The organism is Photobacterium sp. 270122K (assembly GCF_059941365.1).
In genome coordinates, this window is the sequence record NZ_JBPOEN010000002.1 from 59701 (window position 1) to 82781 (window position 23081).

At 49.2% G+C, this 23081-nt stretch carries 22 protein-coding genes; 12 read left to right on the top strand and 10 right to left on the bottom strand.

Annotated elements, in window-relative coordinates:
• Nucleotides 1-208 precede the first annotated feature (208 nt).
• Nucleotides 209-1657 carry a tRNA uracil 4-sulfurtransferase ThiI gene (thiI, locus tag ACSF8W_RS03460; RefSeq protein ID WP_500845092.1) on the top strand — a complete coding sequence of 483 codons (1449 nt, stop codon included), beginning with the start codon at nt 209-211 and terminating at the stop codon, nt 1655-1657.
• Between the two features lie 248 nt (nt 1658-1905).
• Here the strand turns inward: thiI and yajL are convergent, their stop codons facing one another.
• From yajL to ACSF8W_RS03505, 9 genes are all read right to left on the bottom strand, one after another.
• Complete coding sequence (gene yajL / locus ACSF8W_RS03465) at nt 1906-2532, bottom strand: protein deglycase YajL (RefSeq protein ID WP_500845093.1); 627 nt, start codon at nt 2530-2532, stop codon at nt 1906-1908.
• Nucleotides 2522-3424, bottom strand: coding sequence for a 2-dehydropantoate 2-reductase (panE, locus tag ACSF8W_RS03470; RefSeq protein ID WP_500845095.1), 903 nt, complete (start codon nt 3422-3424; stop codon nt 2522-2524). Before panE ends, yajL begins: the two co-directional genes overlap by 11 nt.
• Before the next feature lie 180 nt (nt 3425-3604).
• Complete coding sequence (locus ACSF8W_RS03475) at nt 3605-4429, bottom strand: nucleoside-specific channel-forming Tsx family protein (protein WP_500845097.1); 825 nt, start codon at nt 4427-4429, stop codon at nt 3605-3607.
• A gap of 384 nt (nt 4430-4813) precedes the next feature.
• Nucleotides 4814-5569 (bottom strand): outer membrane protein OmpK, encoded by a 756-nt coding sequence (locus tag ACSF8W_RS03480; protein ID WP_500845098.1) that lies wholly within the window; start codon nt 5567-5569, stop codon nt 4814-4816.
• Nucleotides 5570-5938: 369 nt separating this feature from the next.
• Nucleotides 5939-7312 (bottom strand): AmpG family muropeptide MFS transporter, encoded by a 1374-nt coding sequence (locus tag ACSF8W_RS03485; protein ID WP_500845100.1) that lies wholly within the window; start codon nt 7310-7312, stop codon nt 5939-5941.
• A gap of 231 nt (nt 7313-7543) precedes the next feature.
• The gene (locus tag ACSF8W_RS03490; protein ID WP_500845102.1) at nt 7544-7906 is read right to left on the bottom strand and encodes a hypothetical protein; all 363 of its coding nucleotides are present in this window, start codon (nt 7904-7906) and stop codon (nt 7544-7546) included.
• A gap of 49 nt (nt 7907-7955) precedes the next feature.
• Nucleotides 7956-8501 carry a peptidylprolyl isomerase gene (locus ACSF8W_RS03495; protein WP_500845104.1) on the bottom strand — a complete coding sequence of 182 codons (546 nt, stop codon included), beginning with the start codon at nt 8499-8501 and terminating at the stop codon, nt 7956-7958.
• Entirely contained in the window at nt 8502-9071 is a 570-nt protein-coding gene (locus tag ACSF8W_RS03500) for a YajG family lipoprotein (protein ID WP_500845106.1), read from the bottom strand.
• Between the two features lie 63 nt (nt 9072-9134).
• Nucleotides 9135-10265, bottom strand: a complete 1131-nt coding sequence (locus tag ACSF8W_RS03505) for a methyltransferase (RefSeq protein ID WP_500845107.1) — start codon at nt 10263-10265, stop codon at nt 9135-9137.
• Between the two features lie 202 nt (nt 10266-10467).
• Between ACSF8W_RS03505 and bolA the strand changes: the two genes are divergently transcribed.
• From bolA to dinB, 10 genes are all read left to right on the top strand, one after another.
• The gene (gene bolA, locus ACSF8W_RS03510; protein ID WP_500845109.1) at nt 10468-10782 is read left to right on the top strand and encodes a transcriptional regulator BolA; all 315 of its coding nucleotides are present in this window, start codon (nt 10468-10470) and stop codon (nt 10780-10782) included.
• Between the two features lie 836 nt (nt 10783-11618).
• Nucleotides 11619-12959, top strand: a complete 1341-nt coding sequence (locus ACSF8W_RS03515) for a Na(+)-translocating NADH-quinone reductase subunit A (protein WP_500845111.1) — start codon at nt 11619-11621, stop codon at nt 12957-12959.
• Between the two features lie 3 nt (nt 12960-12962).
• The gene (locus tag ACSF8W_RS03520) at nt 12963-14207 is read left to right on the top strand and encodes an NADH:ubiquinone reductase (Na(+)-transporting) subunit B (protein WP_500845112.1); all 1245 of its coding nucleotides are present in this window, start codon (nt 12963-12965) and stop codon (nt 14205-14207) included.
• Nucleotides 14197-14991 carry a Na(+)-translocating NADH-quinone reductase subunit C gene (locus tag ACSF8W_RS03525; protein WP_500845114.1) on the top strand — a complete coding sequence of 265 codons (795 nt, stop codon included), beginning with the start codon at nt 14197-14199 and terminating at the stop codon, nt 14989-14991. Before ACSF8W_RS03520 ends, ACSF8W_RS03525 begins: the two co-directional genes overlap by 11 nt.
• Complete coding sequence (locus tag ACSF8W_RS03530) at nt 14984-15616, top strand: NADH:ubiquinone reductase (Na(+)-transporting) subunit D (protein ID WP_500845116.1); 633 nt, start codon at nt 14984-14986, stop codon at nt 15614-15616. Before ACSF8W_RS03525 ends, ACSF8W_RS03530 begins: the two co-directional genes overlap by 8 nt.
• Before the next feature lie 7 nt (nt 15617-15623).
• Entirely contained in the window at nt 15624-16220 is a 597-nt protein-coding gene (nqrE, locus tag ACSF8W_RS03535) for an NADH:ubiquinone reductase (Na(+)-transporting) subunit E (protein WP_428476624.1), read from the top strand.
• Nucleotides 16221-16241: 21 nt separating this feature from the next.
• The gene (gene nqrF / locus ACSF8W_RS03540; protein ID WP_500845118.1) at nt 16242-17465 is read left to right on the top strand and encodes an NADH:ubiquinone reductase (Na(+)-transporting) subunit F; all 1224 of its coding nucleotides are present in this window, start codon (nt 16242-16244) and stop codon (nt 17463-17465) included.
• A 167-nt stretch (nt 17466-17632) separates the two neighbouring features.
• Nucleotides 17633-18628, top strand: coding sequence for an FAD:protein FMN transferase (locus ACSF8W_RS03545; protein WP_500845894.1), 996 nt, complete (start codon nt 17633-17635; stop codon nt 18626-18628).
• 10 nt (nt 18629-18638) lie between these two features.
• Nucleotides 18639-18860 carry a (Na+)-NQR maturation NqrM gene (nqrM, locus tag ACSF8W_RS03550; protein ID WP_428476626.1) on the top strand — a complete coding sequence of 74 codons (222 nt, stop codon included), beginning with the start codon at nt 18639-18641 and terminating at the stop codon, nt 18858-18860.
• A gap of 117 nt (nt 18861-18977) precedes the next feature.
• Nucleotides 18978-20063: a DNA polymerase IV gene (gene dinB, locus ACSF8W_RS03555; protein ID WP_500845121.1), complete on the top strand. Its 1086-nt coding sequence runs from the start codon at nt 18978-18980 to the stop codon at nt 20061-20063.
• 286 nt (nt 20064-20349) lie between these two features.
• On the opposite strand, the gene ACSF8W_RS03560 is transcribed toward dinB, so the two are convergent.
• Complete coding sequence (locus ACSF8W_RS03560) at nt 20350-21810, bottom strand: aminoacyl-histidine dipeptidase (protein ID WP_500845122.1); 1461 nt, start codon at nt 21808-21810, stop codon at nt 20350-20352.
• A gap of 681 nt (nt 21811-22491) precedes the next feature.
• Between ACSF8W_RS03560 and vcdP the strand changes: the two genes are divergently transcribed.
• Nucleotides 22492-22581, top strand: a complete 90-nt coding sequence (gene vcdP / locus ACSF8W_RS03565) for a small protein VcdP (protein WP_489685889.1) — start codon at nt 22492-22494, stop codon at nt 22579-22581.
• Nucleotides 22582-23081: the final 500 nt, after the last annotated feature.

Consider the following 23081-nt stretch of genomic DNA (forward strand, 5'->3'; position numbering starts at 1 on the left):
AAAGCCAGCCAGAGATTCTCGGCTGGCTTTTTTGTTGCGGGTGAAAAATAGTGCCTACACTATAGGTAATCATGACGGTTAACGTCACCGCACGGTATATCCTTGTTTCAGCGACTGCCGGCTTGCTGTATAATTTGCGCCTTTGATCTCATGCGGTCTTGTTTGATCTCATGTATGTAGTGTTTGGCCCAGTAAAGCGAAGCGTGTTATGAAATTTATTGTTAAACCCCATCCTGAAATTTTTGTAAAAAGCGACTCGGTTAAAAAGCGTTTTATCAAAATTTTGGATTCCAACATTCGCATTATCGTCCAGCGTTTGTCTGAGTCAGTTGCGGTGATCAACCGCCGTACCTACATTGAGGTTACATCTAGCGATGATAGCCTGCGTGAGCAAGTGCTAGCGGTACTGACGCAAACGCCGGGTATTCACCATGTGCTGGAAGTTGAGCAAACAGAATTTACCGATCTGCACGATATTTACGAGCAGACGTTGCCGCGTGTTCGCGATCAGCTAGAAGGTAAAACCTTCTGTGTGCGTGCAAAGCGTGTGGGTAAACATGATTTCACCTCGATTGAGCTAGAGCGCTATGTCGGCGGCGGCTTGAACCAAGCGGTGGCATCGGCGTCTGTTAAGTTGAAAAACCCAGACATTACCGTGCGTGTTGAAGTGTCTCACAATGAGCTAAACCACGTATTGGCGCGCCACAAAGGCTTGGGTGGTTTCCCGCTTGGTACACAAGAAGACGTACTGAGTTTGATCTCTGGCGGCTTTGACTCGGGCGTATCCAGCTACCTGCACATCAAGCGTGGCAGTAAAGTGCATTACTGTTTCTTCAACTTGGGCGGTCCTGCGCACGAGATTGGCGTGAAGCAAGTCGCGCATTTCCTATGGAAGAAATACGGTTCGTCTGCCAAAGTTAAATTTATCGCAATTGACTTTGATCCGGTCGTTGGCCAGATCCTTGAAAACATTGATGATGGCCAGATGGGCGTGGTGCTTAAACGTATGTTCATGCGTGCATCCGGCATGGTGGCAGAGCGCTTTGGTATTCAGGCATTGGTGACCGGTGAAGCACTGGGTCAGGTGTCTAGCCAGACCCTAACGAACCTGCGCCACATTGACGGTGTGACGGATTCATTGATCCTGCGTCCACTGATCAACTGGGACAAAGAAGACATCATCAACCTTGCTCGTGAGATCGGTACCGAAGATTTCGCGAAAACCATGCCAGAATTCTGTGGTGTGATTTCTAAGAGCCCAACCGTGAAAGCGGTGAAAGCGAAATTGGAAGTAGAAGAAGCCAAGTTTGATTTCACCATTCTGGAGCGTGTGGTTGCTGAGGCCCGTGTGATGGATATTCGTGACATCGAAAAAGAGAGCCAAGAAAAAGCCCCTGAAATCGAGCTGGTTGATCAGATTGATGCTGGCGCGATTGTGCTTGATATTCGTAGCCCAGACGAAGAAGACGAAAGCCCATTGGCGCTGGAGAATGTTGAGGTGAAACACCTGCCATTCTACAAACTGGCGACCCAGTTTGGCGATCTGCCACAAGACAAAACGTACCTACTGTACTGTGATCGTGGTGTGATGAGCCGTCTTCAGGCGCTATACCTGAAAGAAAATGGCTTCAACAACGTGAAAGTGTACCGCCCATAAAACGGCTGTTACCCCGTTGGTTGTAAAATAAAAAACGAGCGCTTAGGCGCTCGTTTTTTTTGCGAATTACAGGGGCGAGTTATGCTTCGCGCCGAGGGACGAGATCCGAGTAAAAGTGGAAAGTCAAAAGCGGTAAAGAGTGGTGCTATGGGCCACAGAACCCAGCTCTATTTTTCGCTTTTCACTCGCTCTTCCTCGAAACGCAGTGAGACTCGATACTCGTCCCTTACAAACTCGACACTTGCCTTCTACTTCTGCTCGTCTCTCATCACAAAATGCATGTTTGGCCATACCACCATCGGTTCCGCCACTTCTACCGCTTTCTGTTTACCCGCCAACTGAATGATGATGGCCAAGGCAAATTCTTGTGACGTTCCTGGGCCCTGGCTGGTCAGCAAATTGCTGTTTACGTCAAAGACCACGCGCTTGGCGCGTAGACGGTGGGCGGGGATCTGATCATGGAAGGCCGGATGGGCGGTCATGATCGCATTGGGATACATGCCATGGTGTTCCAATACCACCGCAGGGGCGGCGCAGATAGCGGCAACCAACTTGCCGTCGTACTTATGTTGGTTCACAAATTCCACCAACAGTGGGCTGTCGCGGAAACATTCAGAACCGGCAAGGCCGCCCGGTAAGACCACGCAATCAAACGGCTCATCGGCCACATTGACCAGCGGCACATCGGCGACCAGTTTGATCCCGCGTGATCCGGGCATGATCAGTGCGCCGTCAGAGGCGACGCTCGCCACAGTGACGTCAAAACCCGCCCGTAGCAAAATGTCGATGGTGTTGATGGCTTCCATCTCTTCACTGCCTGGGGCAATACAAACGGCCACTTTGATGGTTGAGGAAGGGGAGATGTCATGCGTCATGGTTGTGTTGCTCCAATTGTTTGACCTGTTGCCACAGTTGCGTATTCGCAGGCGCTGCAAGGTGATGTGCCTTGGCGCGGGCAAGGAGATACCCGGTAATATAGTCGATTTCAGTCATGCGGTGGTGGGAAACATCTTGATGCATCGATGAAAAATTCATGGCAGTGGCGTGAATCACTTTGTCGACCTGTTCGCGTAAGGCGATAGCTTCCGTCGGGAGGCCTTCTGCACACATTACGGCTGCCACTTCCTGACAGACGTGCGTGAGCACCGTATCAAAAGCCGGTTGTGCCAGTGCCCCGTTTCGGCATTGGTGGATTGCCGTCAGTGGATTAATGGCGCAGTTAATCGCCAGTTTCTGCCACAAGGGTTGCAGAATGTTAGGGTGCCACTGACACGGCGTTAAGGCGCGGTGCAACGGTTCGACCAGTGCGTGGTGGGCTTCACCTTGCGGATTCATTGCGCCCAACCCGGTGGCACCATGGCCGGTATGTTGTACATGGTGACGGTGCGCTCGAAATGCAGCTTGGGCGGTGGTGGCGTACAACAACGGTTGCTCAGGCAGCAGGGCTTTTACCGCATCATGGGTGCCCATGCCATTGTGCATGATGATCACTGGCGTTTTAGGCGAGAGATGCGGCACGACGGTCTGCAGCGCCTGTTCAACCTGAAACGCCTTGACGGTGACTAACACGCAGTCAGCCAGCAAAATACGGTCCGGTTGATTGGCGACAAAACGGATGGGGTGAGTATGTGCCGACTCAAACCGCTGGGCGTCAATGGTCAGCGATGAGACATTATCTCGGGTCCAATAATGGACGTGATGAAAAGGGGAGAGATGCGTGCCCCAAAGCAAGCCAATGGCACCGGCGCCAACAATGGTGATTTCCACGAGTGATGCTTCCTTGCTGAACAAGATTGATTAGCAGGGATCATAACACGATCACTTGGGCAGTAGGCAGTAGGCAGTAGGCAGTAGGCAGTACGAGGGAGCGGGACTCCCTCGTCGTTCATCGGTGTGTATGAGTAAAGTTCGATAGTGTTGCGATGTCAGGCGAGGGATACGGGGCGATCAGAATTTATACGTGGCCGAGAAATAGTGGCTGATCCCAGTGGATTCAAAATCGTTGCTATCACGGATCAAATACACATCATGATAGAGCTTGAAGCCATACCCGAGCGAGTAACGATCGGAATGCCAGTAAAAGCCATTGAACATGACTCCGCCATTGTGGGCTTGGCTATTGCCTTTAAACGTGCTGTCTGCGCCAAATTGGTAATCGACGTAACCTTGGTAGGCAATAAAGCTGCCATTAGAGAAATTGTAAAACGGTTTAAACCAGTTGGTCGATAGCTGGTAACCGTTCCAGTCTTTGTTATTAATGTCATACAGGCCGTACAGGTTGACCCCGACTTTACCAAACCAAGGGACTTGCACATCGGAACCGATCCCCCAGAACGAGTTGTTCACCGGTGGAAAGTCGCTGTTTTTGTTGTACCCCCCATCCCAATTAAACAGGGTGGCGATATACCATTCTTGGATCGGGCCAATTGACAGATCTTTTTTGGTTAACGCATCCAGTGAGACGCGAGGGGCAAACTTCATGAAGATTTTTGCCCGATCATTTTTGTCACTGGCATCGTGGTCGGTTAAATCAAACACATCCACGTAACCGTAAAGATCGAAGATCCCAGAGCGACCACCAAACTCCATTTCAAGGTAGTCATGCCCCGAGTGCGCATCCGGTGAGCGAGGCAGCTCTTCCAGTGCGTACATCAAGTTAAATTGCAGCCATTTATAATCGTTTTTATGGATATCGTCGGAATAGTCGACGGCGAAACTGGCACCTGAATAGGCCAAAGCGGAGCAGATCGTAAAGGTTGTCAGTTTTTTCATTATGTCGTCTCGCTAACCATTTGCCATTGCTTTTTCTTCCTTTTCCGATTGCTGCTGAAGTTAGTATAAGTGCAGGCTGTGACTTCTCAGTGGTCGAGAAGTTCTCGGAATAGAAGCGGTGAATAAAGGGCGTCAAAAAGCGCCTTCTTTATAAGTAATAAATGTAGCGGAAGGACTTGTTGTTGGTGCGGTGTCTTAGCGATGGGGCAAAGTATTGTTTCTAGGAGCGCAACAGGAAGGAAAAAAGTGCTGTGAAAATAAGGGTAAAGCGAAGGCGTCTCGAAAAAAATTAGCATCTTATTTTTGAGAGGCTACGTGTGTAGGTGGAAAGTGACGGGACAAAAAAAAGCACCCGTAGGTGCTTTTTTTGACTGGGAGGGCAACTTAGAAGTTGTACTTCACAGTGTAGATCATCGCGTTGTCGTAACCCGCTTGACCTAGTTTGTTGTATGCGTAGCGGTACTGAACACCGGTTGTCACTGAGTCAGTTACATTCCACCATAGTGCTAGTGCGCCGCTTGCTGTTAGATCGTCGCTTTCACCAGCCAGTGCTAGGTAGGCATCATCACGTGCGAATTCAGTTTCGTGCCAGTTAGACACCATGAAGCTCTCGCCGAATGCTTTGAAGTTGTACATTGCAGACCAACCCAACATACCGCCGTTCATGCCAGAGAATGAACCTGTATCTTTAGGACCAAACGTTTTGGTTGTGATGGTGTGGTGGAAACCAACCCATGGGTTGAATGCCCAGTTTTCGCCGCCGAAGCTGTAAGACATACCTGCTACAGTGTTTTGTGCAGTGAAGCTGTTGCTGTTTGTGTTGTAAAGTTGACCGTATGCACGTAGTTCTTTCAGGCCAGTTTTCACTGCGATAGAACCTTTAATTGCTGTACGTGCTTCATCAAAACCATTTTCTAGGTTTTCAACGTCAGCAAAACCGTATAGCTCACCCCAAGTGAAACCCGCACCACCTTCAAGCTCTACGTAGCTGAAGTCTTCTTTGTTTGAACGGTCTTCAGTGCCGTTAGACCAGTCTAGGTAGCTAACGCTTACGTTACCAAAACCGTATAGGTATTCAGCTTGTGCAGGAAGTGCTGCTGCCGCTGCAAGTACGCTTAGTGCTACTAGTGATTTACGCATGGGTGAACTCTCGCTAATTGTGTTTTATGACCGGGATTATAGGCTCCCGTGTTCTGTTGGCGGTGATTCTATTGCTTTCTGTCACGCTTGGGAATGTAACGTTTGCGCAATCCTTTGCGAGATGTGATCTCGATCTCGTGTAATCGATTACATTTCGGTGGTAAAGTGATCAAAAGCGTGTTTTTTATGCGTTCTGTCGTGGATTTTCTGAACTAAGTGTGAACACGCGCATCTAAGAGGTCTTTGGGTATCCCTTAAAGGTATCTATTGGTGAGGTGAAATTGATTTGTAGTATGAATTATCAACAGGGTAGGGGGTGAATATGTGTTTTTCGCCTATTAAAGCGAAAAACACACAGAGCCGGGGATTTTATGGTTTGATGGATTGGGGGCTGCCGACTTGTTGGCGATTGAGAATATAAATCAACACCAGTACCGGCAAACCGATCAGTGCGGTGCTGAGGAAGAAAATATTGTAGCCAAACATATCCACATACAGGCCAGAGAAACCCGCGATAAATTTAGGGAACAGCAGCATGATTGAGCTGAAGAGTGCGTACTGGGTCGCTGAGAACGCCACATTGGTCAGGCTGGACATAAAGGTGATAAAGGCTGCGGTGGCAATTCCCGCACTGAGGTTATCCAATGAAATCACCACGGTCAGCATCGGTAAGCTGTTGCCAATGTAGCTAAACAACATGAATGCCAAGTTGGTGCACGCGGCTAACACCGCGCCCAGCGCTAATATGCGCAGGGTATTGTACTTGCTCACCAAGATCCCGCCCAGTCCGGCACCCAGCAAGGTCATGATCACGCCATACACTTTTGAAACCGATGCGACCTCTGTTTTGCTAAAGCCCATATCGACATAAAACGCATTAGCCATGACGCCCATGACCACATCGGAAATGCGATAACAGCTGATCAGCGCCAGAATGAGTAGCGCCTGTTTACCGTAGCGAGAGAAGAAGTCCAAGAAGGGCATCACTGCGGCGGTGTACGCCCATGCGGCTAAGCGGGCCCATTGCGGTGAATAGCCGCGATCCAGTAACTGCTGCTTGTAGTCGTTTTCGATTTTATCGATCGCAGTGCTGTCGATGGTCGGTTCATGAATGCACAGCGCCGTAATCAGTCCAATCAGCATAAAGCCAGCCATGATGAAATAGGCATATTGCCAGCCCGCCGGATCGTATTCGCTATTAGAACCAAACCATGCGGCAAATGCCAAGGCGCCTGCCCCTGCCATGATCATCGCGAGACGGTAACCGGTCATGTAAGCGGCGGCTAGCGCGGCTTGCAGTTTTTCTGTGGCTAATTCAATACGGTAAGCATCGATGACGATGTCTTGTGAGGCGGAAGAGAAGGCGACAATAAGGGCAAAAATCGCCAGTTGTACCAAATCACCTTGCGGGTTACTGACGGCCATGCCAATCAGTGAGCCAATGATCATCACTTGTGAGAATACCATCCAGCCACGGCGACGGCCGAGTAAGGCGGAGAGGATGGGGATAGGAAAGCGGTCAATCAACGGTGACCAGATCCATTTAAATCCGTAGGCTAACGCGACCCAACTGAAGAATCCGATATCAGTGCGGCTGACGCCGGCTTCACGGAGCCAAAAAGAGAGCGTGCCGAACACAAGTAAGATGGGCAAACCGGAAGAAAAGCCCAATGCCAGCATGATCAGGACTTTCTTTTCCAGATAGACCCGCCAGCCTTGTGTATTGTCGATAGAGTGCGCCATGTGTCCCTCTGATAAGTTCGCGTGTCGGAAATAGGGTGAGATTATACCCAAGAGGCCGCGGCACGGAAATGCGAGACAAGGTCGAGACAAAGTAGGGAAGTTGTCAGGGAGCCGGGGCGCTTGGGGTTATGTGCACGCTACCGATTTTTGCGGGAAAAAGACAGCAAAAGCACCCGAGAGAATGAAACCTGACAGGATTCTTGCGATGCTGGCCAGTTAGTTGTTCAGTGACTAAGGGCGGATCCCTTGGATTTTTTCTGGGCGATCACCCAGCCCTAACAAAAAATGTGCCGCTGTACGGACCTTAAACTGAACAAAGTGATTGCCCAGTAACTCGTGTTCTTCGAGCGATTCTAACAGGTGGATCAGGTACCAATAGGTGGACTCGTAGCTGTCTTGCGTGGGGCCAGCAGGAACCGATAAACGCCACCAGGTAAATAAGTGTTCTGTGACGGTATTTTTGAGGGCGGAATAAGGCACGTGACCGGTAATGGCCCCCAGGGCACTGAGCGCGATTTCTGGGGCATGAGCAGCAATGTGTTGCTGAATGCGATGGGAAGGGGGTTCGCGGTTGGAGACGACAAGTTCAAGCATAAAGGTCACCTGCTCATAGATGAGGCGTCGGTGACCTTATCTATGCCTACTATTTAATAATCTTCATCGCTTCAATAACTATAGGCTGTTGTGGAACATCTTTCATACCCATAGCGCGCGTGGTTGGGATTTCTGCCATTTTTTCGATGACAGAGAAACCTTTGACGACTTTACCAAATACTGCATAGCCTGGCTGGCTACCACGCGCATTCAGGAAGCTGTTGTTTTCATAGTTGATGTAGAACTGACGTGTTGCCGAGTGTGGATCCTGTGTGCGTGCCATCGCGACAGTGGCACGATCATTGGGTAGGCCATTGGCTGACTCGTTCTTGATCGGCGCATACGTCGGACGCTTCTTCATGTCTTTGTCAAAGCCGCCGCCTTGAGCCATAAACCCAGGGATCACGCGGTGGAAAATGGTGCCAACGTAGCTGCCATCTTTCACGTATTTCAAAAAGTTATCGCTGGATGTCGGGGCTTTTGCTTCATCCAGTTGGATCACGAAGTCGCCCAAGTTAGTGGTGACTTGCACTTGCGTGGCAGCACTGACGGGTAACGCCAGACAAAGCAGTAGCGCGGCAATAAAACGTGGCATTTATAGGTTCTCCTGCATGTATGTATTCAACTCTTGGTCGGCGTAGATATCTTTCAATACTGCGGTGATCAGATTGTTCATCGCCAATTCCATGTCTTCAACCGAAGCACTCATTGCGCCCGTACGCTCAGATTTACCTGAGTAACGCTTGATGAATTTACCGGTCGGGGTTTCAACCACCAACTGTAGCTGCAATTTGCTGTTCAGATCGTGGCTCATCACACTGTGTTTGACGTTCACCATGGCTTCCAGCACATCCAAACGCAGGGTGCCTTGGCTGTCTGCGGTTAGCGTGTACCCCTGGGCGGTTAGTTGGCGTGACAGGGCTTCTTCCAGAGTAATACGGAGGTTCTGCGTGCTGTGTAGGGGCTGGACGTTTTCACGGCCACTGTCCACAACGGCAATAAATTGTGCCGTACGCAGATCGCGGCTTTCTAGTGACAACGCTTTACCTTGTACAACGGGCTGGCTGGCGATCACAGGCTGTGGTGTCAGCGTCAATTGTGGCTCAGAAGGGGCTGAACAGGCAGTCAGTGCAAGTACAGAGGCGGCAAGCAGAAGCTTCTTCATGTGTTTTATCCTTAAGAAAAAAGTCGGTCGCCGTTTCATGACGACCGGATATACGTTATTAAGTTACTTATCTGACTGATAAATGACAAATTTATTATTTTGTGCGATGACGGTGACATTGCCGAACAAGCGTTTGAGTTTCTCACCGTAACCGAGGTGGCGATTACCGATCACCACGAGCTGTCCTTTTGGACGTAGGGTCTGTTTTGCATCACAGAACATCTGCCACGCGATGTGATCCGTAATGGTGTTTTGCTGGTGGAACGGCGGATTACATAGCACCAGATCGGCACTGTGCGCCGGCATGTCATCCAAACAGTTATTGGCGGCGGCACGCAGCTGCGCCGGGTTGGTTAAGTTGGCGCTGGCATTGTGCAAGCACGACGCCACGGCCATGAAGCTTTCATCCACACACAAGACATTGGCTTGAGGATTCAGTTGGGCCGCTTTAATACCAATGACGCCGTTACCGCAGCCCAGATCGATAATGTCCTGCAGCTCAGGGCGTACCGGAATATGTTCCAGCAACAGGCGCGCGCCGATATCCAGACTTTCACCTGAAAACACATTGGCGTGATTCAGTAGGCTGATCCCGTGCTCAGGCACCGTCCACTGCAGCGGTTCAGGCAGGGGCTTCGCGAGATCGGCATTAGGCTGACAAAAGATCAGACGGGCTTTCTTGACGGCCAATGACGTCTTCGTTTCGCCCAAGTGTTTTTCAAACAGCTTCAAGGTTGAGCTGTGAATGTCTTTGGCTTTGGCGGCGGCAATCACGGTACAGTCAGCAGGCAAAGCCTGACACAACTTGTGCAGCTGCCATGTTAGAAGACGGTTGTTTTTCGGCAGTTTGATCAGCACCAACTGTGGGTTGCTTGGCAACGCAGACAGATCATCGATCACGTTCACGGCTGGCAACGCATTGTCTTGCAGGTTCGCGAGACACGCTTGCTTGGCAATGAAAGAGTCCGTGACGAGCGTGACGTTGCCATGCTGAGCGAACCAGCAGCTTAAGGCACCGAAACCATCGTTAAGGATCAGGATCGGACGCGTCGGATCCCGCTCTTGTGGGGCGGCTTCTACCGTGTTGATGAGGTATTCATCTGCCGCATCCCATGCTTGCAGGGTTTCATTTTGCCTTACGGGATAACGCTGTAACGTCAGCGTGCGCCCATGCAGGGTTAGCTCTGGTTTCATTAAAGGGTTCTTTGCGGTATGTTTACTCGTTATAGGTATTTTCGCAAAACCTGCCTGCACTGCAAACCTATATTTAAACCCTAGCGTGTTAAATCCGCTCAAGATGCCATGCTGGGGGGAATATCGATCAGGCAGACACCCAAAACAGAGCCTGAACAGACAGGCCAAACAGTATAATTAACGCCTTCGGAGGCAGTCAGTCATGATTCAACAACGCATTGAAGAGAAACTACAGCATGCGTTTACCCCTCAGCATTTGGCGGTGGTGAACGAAAGTTATATGCACAATGTTCCCGAAGGGTCGGAAAGCCATTTTAAAGTGGTGGTTGTGACCACGGCATTTGCCGGTCAGCGTCTATTAGCGCGCCACCGCGCGGTAAATACGGCATTGGCACAGGAATTGGCCAATGATATTCATGCGCTGGCTATCCATACCTATACGCCGGATGAGTGGCAGGCGCAGCAAGAAAGCGCCCCGACATCACCCAATTGTAAGGGTGGCTTCCATTTGGGATAATGCCATTGACCCAGCCAAAGGCTCGGTGCTTCTTTCTATAAAAACCGCCACTAAGGCGGTTTTTTTGATCTGAAGTTTGAGATTAGCGGCAATATTGGTTGGCTGAATTTTGTACACTGGCGAGTAAGAGATGCTTGGAAAGGGCTGCCATCAGGCTGCAACGTACTATGATTATCCCTGCGCCTGCTTTTGATCACGCTCAGCAACGGCTATGAAAGAAAAGTGTTGCATAACGAACAGCGAGAGCCGGCGAAGGCCTCCGAGCTGAGGTGTTACAACCGTTAGACGAAGTAAGACGGTGGATTCTTGAGCGAAAGAGTGAGCGAAGTGCTGATATTCAGTCCATTTTCATGCCATACCGTCAGTTTTTGCGCGGTCAGCGTGCAGTTCGAGACATGAAAGCAGCGAAGCGTGTAAAAAACGTTTAACATTGCGACAAAATTTAAACAAATAAAGATCGGCGAAATTGCAGTCTTGTTGTAAGTGTTTGTGTTTTGTTGTGAAGTTATTAATTTATAAGCATGAGTGAAAATGACTTATTAAAAGTAAGGGTTTTTCACTTTTGTGCGTTAGTTCAAAATAATAGCGATATAAGCCTATTGTGTTTAAAGAGTTACTCGATTTTCGATCTGATTCGCATGGTTTGGCATGGTAAATTCCCGTCAAATAATGCTAAAATTCCGGCCTCAAAATTGTTCCATGCAAAAAGTGTGACGAACAAGTGAATAGGATGTTGCGGTGCTGGTAGCGGATGAAAACCGGCTTCGGACGAAGGAAAGTCGTGTCTAATTGCGCAATAGAAAATTTTTTTTCCCGTTAATGTAGTGCAAGTGCGTATGATTACAATAAAAAAGGGTTTGGATATCCCAATTGCAGGGACTCCTACCCAGGCGATAAATGATGGTAAGTCCATCACCCGTGTCGCCTTGCTTGGCGAAGAATATGTTGGTATGCGTCCTACAATGCATATCCGCGTAGGGGATGTAGTGAAAAAAGGTCAGGTTCTTTTTGAAGATAAGAAGAATCCAGGCGTGAAATTCACTGCTCCAGCCAGCGGCAAGGTTGCAGAAGTTAACCGTGGTGCGAAGCGTGTTCTACAGTCAGTCGTGATTGACGTAGAAGGCGATGAGCAAGTGACATTTAACCGCTATGAAGCAAACCAGCTAGCCTCTCTTGAGCGTGCTGCGATTGTTGAGCAGTTGGTTGAGTCGGGCATGTGGACAGCGCTTCGTACGCGTCCATTCAGCAAAGTACCTGCTATTGATGCTGAAACCCAGGCGATTTTTGTTACTGCTGTCGACACTAATCCTCTTGCAGCTAACCCAGAAGTGGTTATCAACGAACAAAGTGATGCGTTTGTTGCTGGCCTGACTGTGCTTTCTCGCTTAACCAGCGGCAAAGTGATGGTATGTAAATCTGGTGCTAGCCTTCCTCGCTCAAAAGAAGCCAACATTGAAGAACATGTCTTCAATGGTCCACACCCTGCGGGTCTGGTTGGTACGCATATCCACACGTTGTTTGGCGCGAGTCTGCAAAACGTGGCATGGCATATCAACTACCAAGATGTGATTGCTTTCGGTCAGCTATTCCTGACTGGTGAGCTATTCACTGACCGCGTTGTGTCGCTGGCAGGTCCTGCAGTGAACAAACCTCGCCTTGTGCGTACTCAAATCGGTGCTTCTCTTGAGCAGCTAACTGATGCTGAGTTCATGCCGGGTGAATTGCGTGTGCTATCTGGCTCTGTGCTAAATGGTGTACATGCAGTGGGTCCTCACGCGTACCTAGGCCGTTACCACCTACAGGTATCAGCCCTACGTGAAGGTCGTGAGAAAGAGTTCCTTGGCTGGATTGTTCCAGGTAAGAACAAGTTCTCTGTTACCCGTTCATTCCTGAGCCAGTTCTTCCCAGGTCAATTGTTCAACATGACAACGACCACCAACGGTTCTGAGCGTGCGATGGTGCCAATCGGCAACTACGAGCGCATTATGCCGCTTGATATCGAGCCGACACTGTTGCTTCGTGACCTGTGTGCAGGTGATAACGACAGCGCAGCCCAGTTGGGTGCACTAGAGCTAGATGAAGAAGATCTGGCGCTATGTACGTTCGTATGTCCTGGTAAGTATGAATTTGGTCCAATGCTACGTCAGTGCCTGGACACAATTGAGAAGGAAGGGTAATTCATGGGTCTCAAGAATTTACTCGAGCAAGTTGAGCACCATTTTGAGCCTGGTGGTAAACACGAGAAGTGGTTTGCGCTGTATGAAGCGTTCGCAACGCTTATGTATACCCCAGGTCAAGTAACACGTGTTGGCTCTCATGTGCGTGACAGTATTGACCTGAAACGTATCATGATTATGGTTTGGTTTGCGGTATTCCCAGCGATGTTCTGGGGTATGTACAACACCGGTCATCAGGCCATTGTTGCGCTAAACCATCTTTACGCGGGTGAACAGCTTGCCACTATTATTGCTGGCGACTGGCACTACTGGTTGACCCAGATGCTGGGCGGCACGATGTCAGCAGACGCTGGCTGGGGTAGCAAAATGCTACTCGGTGCAACCTACTTCTTGCCTATCTATGCGGTTGTATTCGCGGTAGGTGGTTTCTGGGAAGTCTTGTTCTGTATGGTGCGTAAGCACGAAGTTAACGAAGGTTTCTTTGTTACTTCTATCTTGTTCGCATTGATCGTACCGCCAACACTACCACTTTGGCAGGCTGCTCTAGGTATTACCTTCGGTGTAGTTGTCGCAAAAGAAATTTTCGGTGGTACAGGCCGTAACTTCCTGAACCCTGCGCTTGCAGGTCGTGCGTTCCTATTCTTCGCTTACCCAGCACAGATCTCTGGTGATCTTGTATGGACAGCGGCAGATGGCTTCTCTGGTGCAACAGCACTAAGCCAGTGGGCACACGGTGGCCAGTCTGCTGTGATCAACACAGTAACAGGTTCACCTGTAAGCTGGATGGACGCATTCATTGGTCGTATCCCAGGCTCTATCGGTGAAGTATCAACGCTAGCCATCATCCTTGGTGGTGCGATGATCGTGTTCATGCGCATTGCGTCATGGCGCATCATTGCGGGTACCATGATCGGTATGGTTGCAACGGCGACGCTATTTAACATCATTGGTTCTGATACCAACCCAATGTTCAGCATGCCTTGGCACTGGCACCTTGTTCTTGGTGGCTTTGCATTCGGTATGATGTTCATGGCAACCGACCCAGTGTCTGCGTCATTTACCAATAAAGGTAAGTGGTGGTATGGCGCACTTATCGGTGCAATGGCTGTGATGGTTCGTGTGGTTAACCCTGCGTACCCAGAAGGTATGATGCTAGCAATCCTATTTGCTAACCTATTCGCACCTCTATTTGACAACCTTGTAGTCCAGGGCAATATCAAGCGGAGACTAGCTCGTCATGGCAAGTAATAACGATAGCATTAAAAAGACGCTGATTGTTGTTATCGCACTGAGCCTAGTGTGCTCGATCGTGGTATCAGCAGCAGCGGTTGCGCTACGTCCTCTACAGCAGAAAAATGCGGTACTTGACGTTCAGCGTAACATCCTGTCAGTTGCCGGCCTTCTACAAGATGGCACAAACGTAACTGAAACATACCAGCAGTTCATTGAACCAAAATTGGTTGATTTGAAAACCGGTGAGTTCGTTGCTGAATCTGAAACAGGTGCTACAGCTGCTCAGTACAATCAGCGTAATGCTGCGAAAGACCCAGCACAGTCTATCCGCCTAACGGGCGAGCAAGATAAAGCGAAGATCATTCGTCGTGCTGACATCGCAACTGTTTACCTAGTGAAAGATGCAGACAACAAAATTGAGAAGCTGATCCTACCGATTCACGGTGGCGGTCTGTGGTCAATGATGTATGCATTCATCGCGGTAGAAACTGACGGTAACACCTTAGCGGGTATCACTTACTACCAGCAGGGTGAAACCCCTGGATTGGGTGGTGAGATTGAGAACCCAACATGGCGCGCTCAGTTTGTTGGTAAGAAACTGTTTAATGACAACAACGAACCAGCAATTCGCATTGTTAAAGGTGGCGCTCCTGAAGGTGACATCTACGGTGTTGACGGCCTATCTGGCGCAACATTGACGGCGAATGGTGTTCAGCACAGCTTCGACTTCTGGTTGGGTAACATGGGCTTCGGTCCGTTCCTTGCTAAAGTGCGTGCAGGAGAACTAAACAATGGCTGATACTAAAGAAATGAAGAAGATCTTGTTTGCGCCGTTTATCGACAATAACCCGATCGCGCTTCAGATCCTTGGTGTGTGTTCTGCGTTGGCAGTAACCACCAAAATGGAAACAGCTTTCGTAATGACTATCGCGGTAATGTTTGTAACCGCGTTTGCGAACTTGTTTGTTTCTCTTATCCGTAACCACATTCCAAACAGCGTACGTATCATCGTACAGATGGCGATCATCGCGTCATTGGTAATCGTGGTTGACCAGGTGTTGAAAGCGTTCCTATACGATATCTCTAAGCAGCTATCTGTATTCGTTGGCTTGATCATCACAAACTGTATCGTTATGGGCCGTGCAGAAGCATACGCCATGAAGTCTGCGCCACTGCCATCGTTCATTGATGGTATCGGTAACGGTCTTGGCTACGGTTTCGTACTGATCACTGTTGCGTTCTTCCGTGAGCTACTGGGTTCAGGTTCGCTATTCGGTGTTGAAGTATTGCCACTTGTGTCTAACGGTGGTTGGTACCAGCCAAACGGTATGATGATCCTAGCACCATCAGCGTTCTTCCTGATCGGCTTTATGATCTGGGCTATCCGTACCATCCGTCCAGAACAAGTAGAAGCGAAGGAGTAAGGGGATCATGGAACATTATCTAAGCCTTCTAGTTCGTTCGATTTTTATCGAGAACTTGGCACTGTCGTTCTTCCTGGGGATGTGTACATTCCTGGCGGTATCGAAAAAAGTAAAAACTTCTTTCGGTCTGGGTGTGGCAGTAACCGTGGTATTGGCTATCGCGGTACCAGCGAACAACCTGATTTACAACTTGCTGTTGAAAGACGGCGCGATTGTGCAGGGTGTTGACCTTAGCTTCCTGAACTTTATTACGTTCATCGGTGTGATTGCAGCACTGGTACAGATCCTGGAAATGGTTCTGGACCGCTTCTTCCCACCACTTTATAACGCGCTAGGTATCTTCCTACCGTTGATCACCGTTAACTGTGCGATCTTCGGTGGTGTATCTTTCATGGTACAGCGTGATTATAACTTTGCTGAATCTGTCGTTTACGGTATTGGTTCAGGTATTGGTTGGACGTTGGCCATCATTGCGCTTGCGGGTATCCGTGAGAAGATGAAATATTCAGATGTACCTCCTGGTCTTCGTGGCCTGGGTATCACATTCATCACCGTTGGCCTTATGGCGTTGGGCTTCATGTCCTTCTCCGGCGTTCAGCTGTAATCAGGATAAAAGGAATAATCAATGGATATTATTCTTGGTGTAGTTATGTTCACCCTGATTATCCTGGCTCTAGTTCTAGTGATTCTTTTCGCTAAATCTAAGCTGGTACCATCAGGCGACATCACTATCTCAGTAAATGGCGACCCAGAAAAAGCGATTACAACCGCTGCGGGTGGCAAACTGCTTAATGCTCTTTCAGCAAGCGGCATTTTCGTATCATCAGCGTGTGGTGGTGGTGGTTCATGTGGCCAGTGCCGTGTGAAAATCAAATCTGGCGGCGGTGATATTCTGCCGACAGAACTTGACCACATCACTAAAGGTGAAGCGCGTGAAGGCGAGCGTCTAGCGTGTCAGGTTAACGTGAAGTCTGACATGGACATCGAGCTACCTGAAGAAATCTTCGGCGTTAAAAAGTGGGAATGTACTGTTCTTTCTAACGACAACGAAGCAACCTTCATCAAGGAACTTGTGCTTCAGATCCCTGAAGGGGAAGAAGTACCGTTCCGTGCCGGTGGTTACATTCAGATTGAAGCGGAACCGCACCACATTAAATACGCAGACTTCGATATTCCTGAGGAATACCGTGGTGACTGGGACAAGTTCAACCTGTTCCGTTACGAGTCTATCGTAAAAGAGCATTCGATCCGTGCTTACTCAATGGCGTCATACCCAGAAGAGAAAGGCCTGATCAAGCTGAACGTGCGTATCGCAACACCGCCGCCAAACAACCCAGACGTACCACCAGGCGTAATGTCTTCGTACATCTGGTCTCTGAAATCTGGCGATAAGTGTACGATTTCAGGTCCATTTGGTGAGTTCTTCGCGAAAGATACTGACAACGAAATGGTGTTCATCGGCGGTGGTGCCGGTATGGCACCAATGCGTTCTCACATCTTCGACCAGCTTCTACGTTTGCAATCTAAGCGTAAGATGACTTACTGGTACGGTGCGCGTTCTAAGCGTGAAATGTTCTACGTAGAAGATTTCGATACGCTAGCGGCTGACAACGAGAACTTCGAGTGGCACGTTGCCCTGTCTGATCCACTACCAGAAGATAACTGGGATGGTTACACAGGCTTCATCCACAACGTGATTTACGAGAACTACTTGAAAGATCACGAAGCGCCAGAAGATTGTGAATACTACATGTGTGGTCCACCGATGATGAACGCAGCGGTAATCGGCATGTTGAAAGATCTTGGTGTTGAAGACGAAAACATCCTATTGGATGACTTCGGGGGCTAAGTAGCCTTGATCGAATAAAACTGGCTGGCTCTCTGTAGAGCCGGCCTTTTTTTATCATGCACTTTGTAACCCCATACTCTGTTGGGATTGTCCCAGCAAAGCGAATTGATAAAACGGTCTTTCATTTGGAGAGTAGTAGGATGAAGACGTTCCTAACACGAGCATTGATGATGTTCGTGCTGGCAGTGACCTTGTCAGCGTGTAGCGATCAGCGTGAACTGATCCACCTTAATGGCGCCACTATGGGCACCTATTATTCGATTAAGTTGATTAAGCAGGAAGGCTTGCCGTCTGCCGCAGACATGCAAACCGAGATTGATCGTCGATTAGAACTGGTCAATGATCAGATGTCGACGTACCGTAAGCATTCCGAGCTCAGCCAATTTAACCAACACCGCACCAGCGAGCCTTTCCCTGTATCTGCCGATACGGCCAAGGTCGTGAAAGAAGCCCTGCGCATCTCTGCATTGACAGACGGGGCGCTGGATGTGACGGTTGGGCCGATTGTGAACTTGTGGAGCTTTGGCCCAGAAGCGCGCCCAGAAAAAACGCCGACCCCTGACGAACTGGCAGAACGCCGTAAAGAAGTGGGTATTGAGCACCTGAGTGAGCAGGGTAATACCCTGATCAAAGATATCCCCGATTTGTACGTGGACTTGTCGTCTATCGCCAAAGGCTTTGGTGTGGACGTCGTCGCTGACTACTTTGAACAATTAGGGGTTGCTGATTACTTGGTTGAAGTGGGCGGTGAAATCCGTTTGAAAGGCAAGAATGTCGAGGGTGTGCCATGGCGCATCGCGATTGAAAAGCCCACTGAAGATGGCAGCCGCGCGATTCAAGAAGTGATTGAACCGGGCAACATGGCTGTGGCAACATCAGGGGATTACCGTAATTACTTTGAGCAAAACGGTGTGCGTTATTCGCACCTGATTAATCCAAAGACCGGTATGCCGATTGCTAACCACGTGGTTTCTGTCACTGTGTTGAATCCGTCTTGCATGACGGCTGATGCACTCGCCACGGCGTTCTCTGTGATGGGAGAAGACAAGGCATTGGCACTGGCCAATAAAGAGCAGCTTGCTGTGCTGCTGATTGTGAAAACCGAGCAGGGCTTCAAAGAGTATCCGTCGGATGCCTTTATCCCTTACATGAAACAGAAGTAGAGATAATCGAATGGTGATTTATCTAACAACCTTTGCGGTCTTTTTGTTAGTGATTGCGGCCATGGCCGTGGGTTATATCTTCCAGCGCAAAACAGTCAGTGGCAGTTGCGGCGGCCTTGATGGTATCGGTATCGTCAAAGAGTGTGATTGCCCAGAGCCGTGTGATGCGCGCTTGAAGCGTGAAGCGCGTGCTGCTCGTCAGGAAGAGTGGAAGAAAAACCAAATTCTCTAACCTGACGCTCAACCTTTAATATTCAGCCCGGCATTGTCCGGGCTGTGTTGTTTCTGGCCCGTACTATCGCCTATAATAACCACTGTATAAACGACCAGTTATCAGGTGGTATTAGGCATGCCAGCGTTGTTCGCTTCGGCGTCTTCGGAAAAACAGAAAAAGATCATCCATGTCGACATGGATTGTTTTTTTGCGGCCGTCGAAATGCGGGATAATCCGGCGTTGCGTGATATTCCGATTGCGATTGGTGGGCGTTCTGAACAACGGGGCGTGATCAGTACCTGTAATTACCTTGCCCGTAAGTACGGGGTGCGTTCAGCCATGTCGACCGCGAAAGCCCTGCAACTGTGCCCGCACCTCACCGTGGTTTCAGGCCGCATGGCGGTTTATAAAGAGGTGTCGCAACAGATCCGCGAGATCTTCCAGCGCTATACCGACAAAATTGAGCCGTTGTCGCTCGATGAAGCCTATCTGGATGTTTCCGAGTGCGAATTGCATCATGGCTCTGCCACGCTGATTGCTCAAGATATTCGTAATGTGATCCGCGAAGAGTTGGATCTGACCGCGTCGGCCGGTATTGCCCCCGTTAAGTTCATTGCCAAAATTGCCTCTGATCTCAACAAACCCGATGGGCAGTTTGTGGTTACCCCTAATGATATTCCCGACTTTGTGGCAGAGTTAAAACTGGAAAAAATCCCGGGCGTGGGCAAAGTGACCATACAAAAACTGCACGAAAAAGGCCTGTATGTCGGGCGTGATGTGCAGCAGTACGATCGACATTTGTTGTTGCAGCAGTTCGGCAAATTCGGTCAGTCACTGTGGTCGCGTGCACACGGCATTGATGAGCGAGAAGTGGTGGTGGAACGGGAGCGAAAATCGGTAGGGGTCGAGCGTACTTTTTCCCGTAATATCGCGACCTTTGAACAGTGTTGGGACGTGATTGAACACCTGTATCCTGAATTAGAAAAGCGCCTTCAACGTGTACGTCCGGATCTGAATATTGCCAAGCAGGGCGTCAAAGTGAAGTTCGCGGATTTTCAGCAAACCACGGTGGAGCATACCCAGCCGAAACTGGATAAAGCCCAGTTTGTCGGATTATTGCAAGAAGCGCTAACGCGACAGAAAGGTCGGGAGATCCGCCTGATCGGGATCAGCGTCGGGCTGGAATTAGGCACCAAAGCACAGCAACTGTCGTTGTTTTGACAAGCAGGGGCGAGTACCGAGTCTAAAGGGACGAAGTAAAGCGGGGGAGAAGAGCGGAAAAAGCCGGGGCGAGTTTCTAGGGACGGGTTTCGCTGCGCTCCGAGAAAAAAGCGTTAACTTGAGACTCGTAGACTCATGCCTTTAGACTGAATGTTTTTTCTCGCCCCTCGAAACTCGGCGCGAAGCATGACTCGTCCCTTTTTACGGGACACAAAAAAGCGAGCCCTTTCGGAGCTCGCTTTTCTCATTACTCGTCACTTAAGACGCGTACTCAATGCGTTGAAACTTACGCTTTCACCGGAATGTTCTTCAGAATCGCCACCATTTGTTCCCAGAATAGGGCAACGGTTTCGATCTGTACTTTTTCATCTGGCGAGTGTGGGAACTTGATGGTTGGACCGAAAGAAATCATATCCATTTCTGGGTACGGTTCTTTGAACAGACCACACTCAAGACCCGCGTGGATCACCATGATGTTGGGTACACGGCCGTAGATGCTCTCGTACGTTTCGCGGAACAGGTGCATTACTTCAGAATCTGCATCCGGTTTCCAGCCAGGGTAAGCACCGCCGAATGCGCAGTTTGCGCCAGCCAGTGAGCCAACAGCTTTCAGCATGCCTTCCACATTGCTGCGGCCAGAGTCGATCAGAGAGCGGATCAGACACAGTACAGTGATCTTGTCCGCTTCGGTAGTGATCACACCCACGTTCAGAGAGGTCTCAACCACACCTTCGATGTCATCGCTCATGCGGATCACACCGTTTGGACAGGCGTTTAGCATATTGATGAAACGGACTTGATCCGCTTCTACCAAGACGTCTTCTGCCGCAGCGAGGATTTCTGTGAACAGGTTGATGTCGGTTTCTACGCGGCCAAGTTCAGCCACCAAGACATCTTGGTAGTGGGCAAACAACGCATTAAGCTGATCCACGTTGGCTGCCGGCAGACTCACGATCGCGCTCGCTTCACGAGGGATCGCATTACGTAGGCTGCCGCCAGTGAATGCGGTTAGGCGCAGGCCCAGCTCGTCGGCATGACCGAACAGGAAACGGCCCAGTAGTTTGTTTGCGTTGCCGCGGCCGGTGTGAATATCACAGCCAGAGTGACCGCCTTTCAAGCCTTTCACGACCAGTTTTACCGTCTGGTAGTCAGTCGGTAGGGCTTCACGGGTAATGTCTAGCGTCAGTGCACCATCCACACCGCCAGCACAACCCATGTACACTTCGCCTTCTTGCTCAGAATCCGTGTTCAGTAGGATGTCGCCTTCCAACCAACCCGCTTGCAAGCCGAATGCACCGGTCATGCCCGCTTCTTCATCGATGGTCAGTAGCACTTCCAGTGGGCCGTGCTCAATGTCTTTCGCTGCCAGTACCGCCAAGCAAGCTGCCATACCCATGCCGTTATCTGCGCCAAGGGTTGTGCCTTCTGCCGTTACCCACTCACCGTCAATGTACGGTTTGATCGCATCGGTTTCGAAGTTGTGCTCAGTCTCTTCATTCTTCTGCGGCACCATATCAATGTGTGCTTGCAGAACCACGCCTTTACGGTTTTCCATGCCCGGGGTTGCCGGTTTTTTGATGAACACGTTACCGACAGCATCACGACGTACATCCAAGCCTTCGCTTTGTGCAAATTGGATGATGTGCTGAGCAAGTTGCTCTTCATGCTTAGACGGGTGAGGAATAGAACAAATTTGATCGAAGAATTGCCACACCGGTTGGGGTGACAGTTGACTGATTTCAGACACAGCAGTCTCCTTTATAAACTTTTGGTCTCGAGCGTTCTGTTAGCTGAAAATTAACGCAATCTTTAAAATTGACGCATATTTCGCTATCGCCATTAACCTCAGGATACCACTGTGCCTACATAGGGGGTAGTGAAATATCGTGGTGCACCACGGGCACGGGGCGGTGATGAGACGATAACCGCATAGTCAGGCGGCGTTATCGATGAATATCGTGAAAAGGCTCACAGGGTGACGTGTAAGTCTTACAGGAGAGGTGTTCAATCTGGCCGTTCCCAATGGAAGATGACTATGACAATAACGACGCTTCTATTCCTTTATCGCATCGTATGGGGGTGAGTGAAGTTCTTATCTGTATGTTGCTGGGGGCTGGATAGGTGTACTGTTTCATTTGTGTTGGTTTTTAATACATATCACAGCGTCTAATTCTGTAATAAAATTACAGAAAAGGCATTTTTAGGCACTTTAGATGAGAAAAGTGTGACGAAGTTAAAGAAAACACTTGAAAGTTTATTACGTTAAGATTATAGTTTCACCATCTTCAAAGAAGAAGACGAACGACATAGCAAACGCTCTAGGATGAGCCCGAAATATCGCCTCCAAGGAACCGAGATTAAGTCAGGCCAAACGGCTGAGCACTCTTGTTTATGTGTTTTAATTACTTAATATTTATGGTGATACAAAATGAAACTATTTGAATCTGTTGCTACTTTTTGGAATAACCGCGCTGTTTACACCGGCAACTTCCATTACCCAAGTTCGTTCGGTTACTAATTTTTTATCTTTTGCTGATAAGGCCTGACCTATCAGCGAGAGAGCAGTATTGTTCACCCCCTTATTTGAGAATTTCTGATAACCGCATTTCGGTTATAGTCACATTCTTAACGCCACTTCCAATTGGAGTGGCGTTTTTTTTATCTCTCCAAAAAATCAATGTAATCAATCTCATCATTTGCAGTGTAGTCGATTACACCGCGTTTAATGTGGCAAATACAGGGCTTAACAGGGTGATATTATCGATTGCGCAATGCAGATAAATGCAATGTGTGCAAAAAACACCCTGCCGGATATTGTCTCAAGTTATTGATTTTAAATCTTTTGATTTAATGCTGCTCGATCCCCCGCCGTTTTTTTATCCGCTTGTCGCCCTTCGCTACTGATAGTTGCGTTATTTTCTGGAAATTGACATTTTTCCAGCATATAATCCCCGCCTAAAAAGAGAGCGCGCAAACGTTTTCTATTTCAGTTTAGTGAGGTGACGGTTGGCGTCTTTG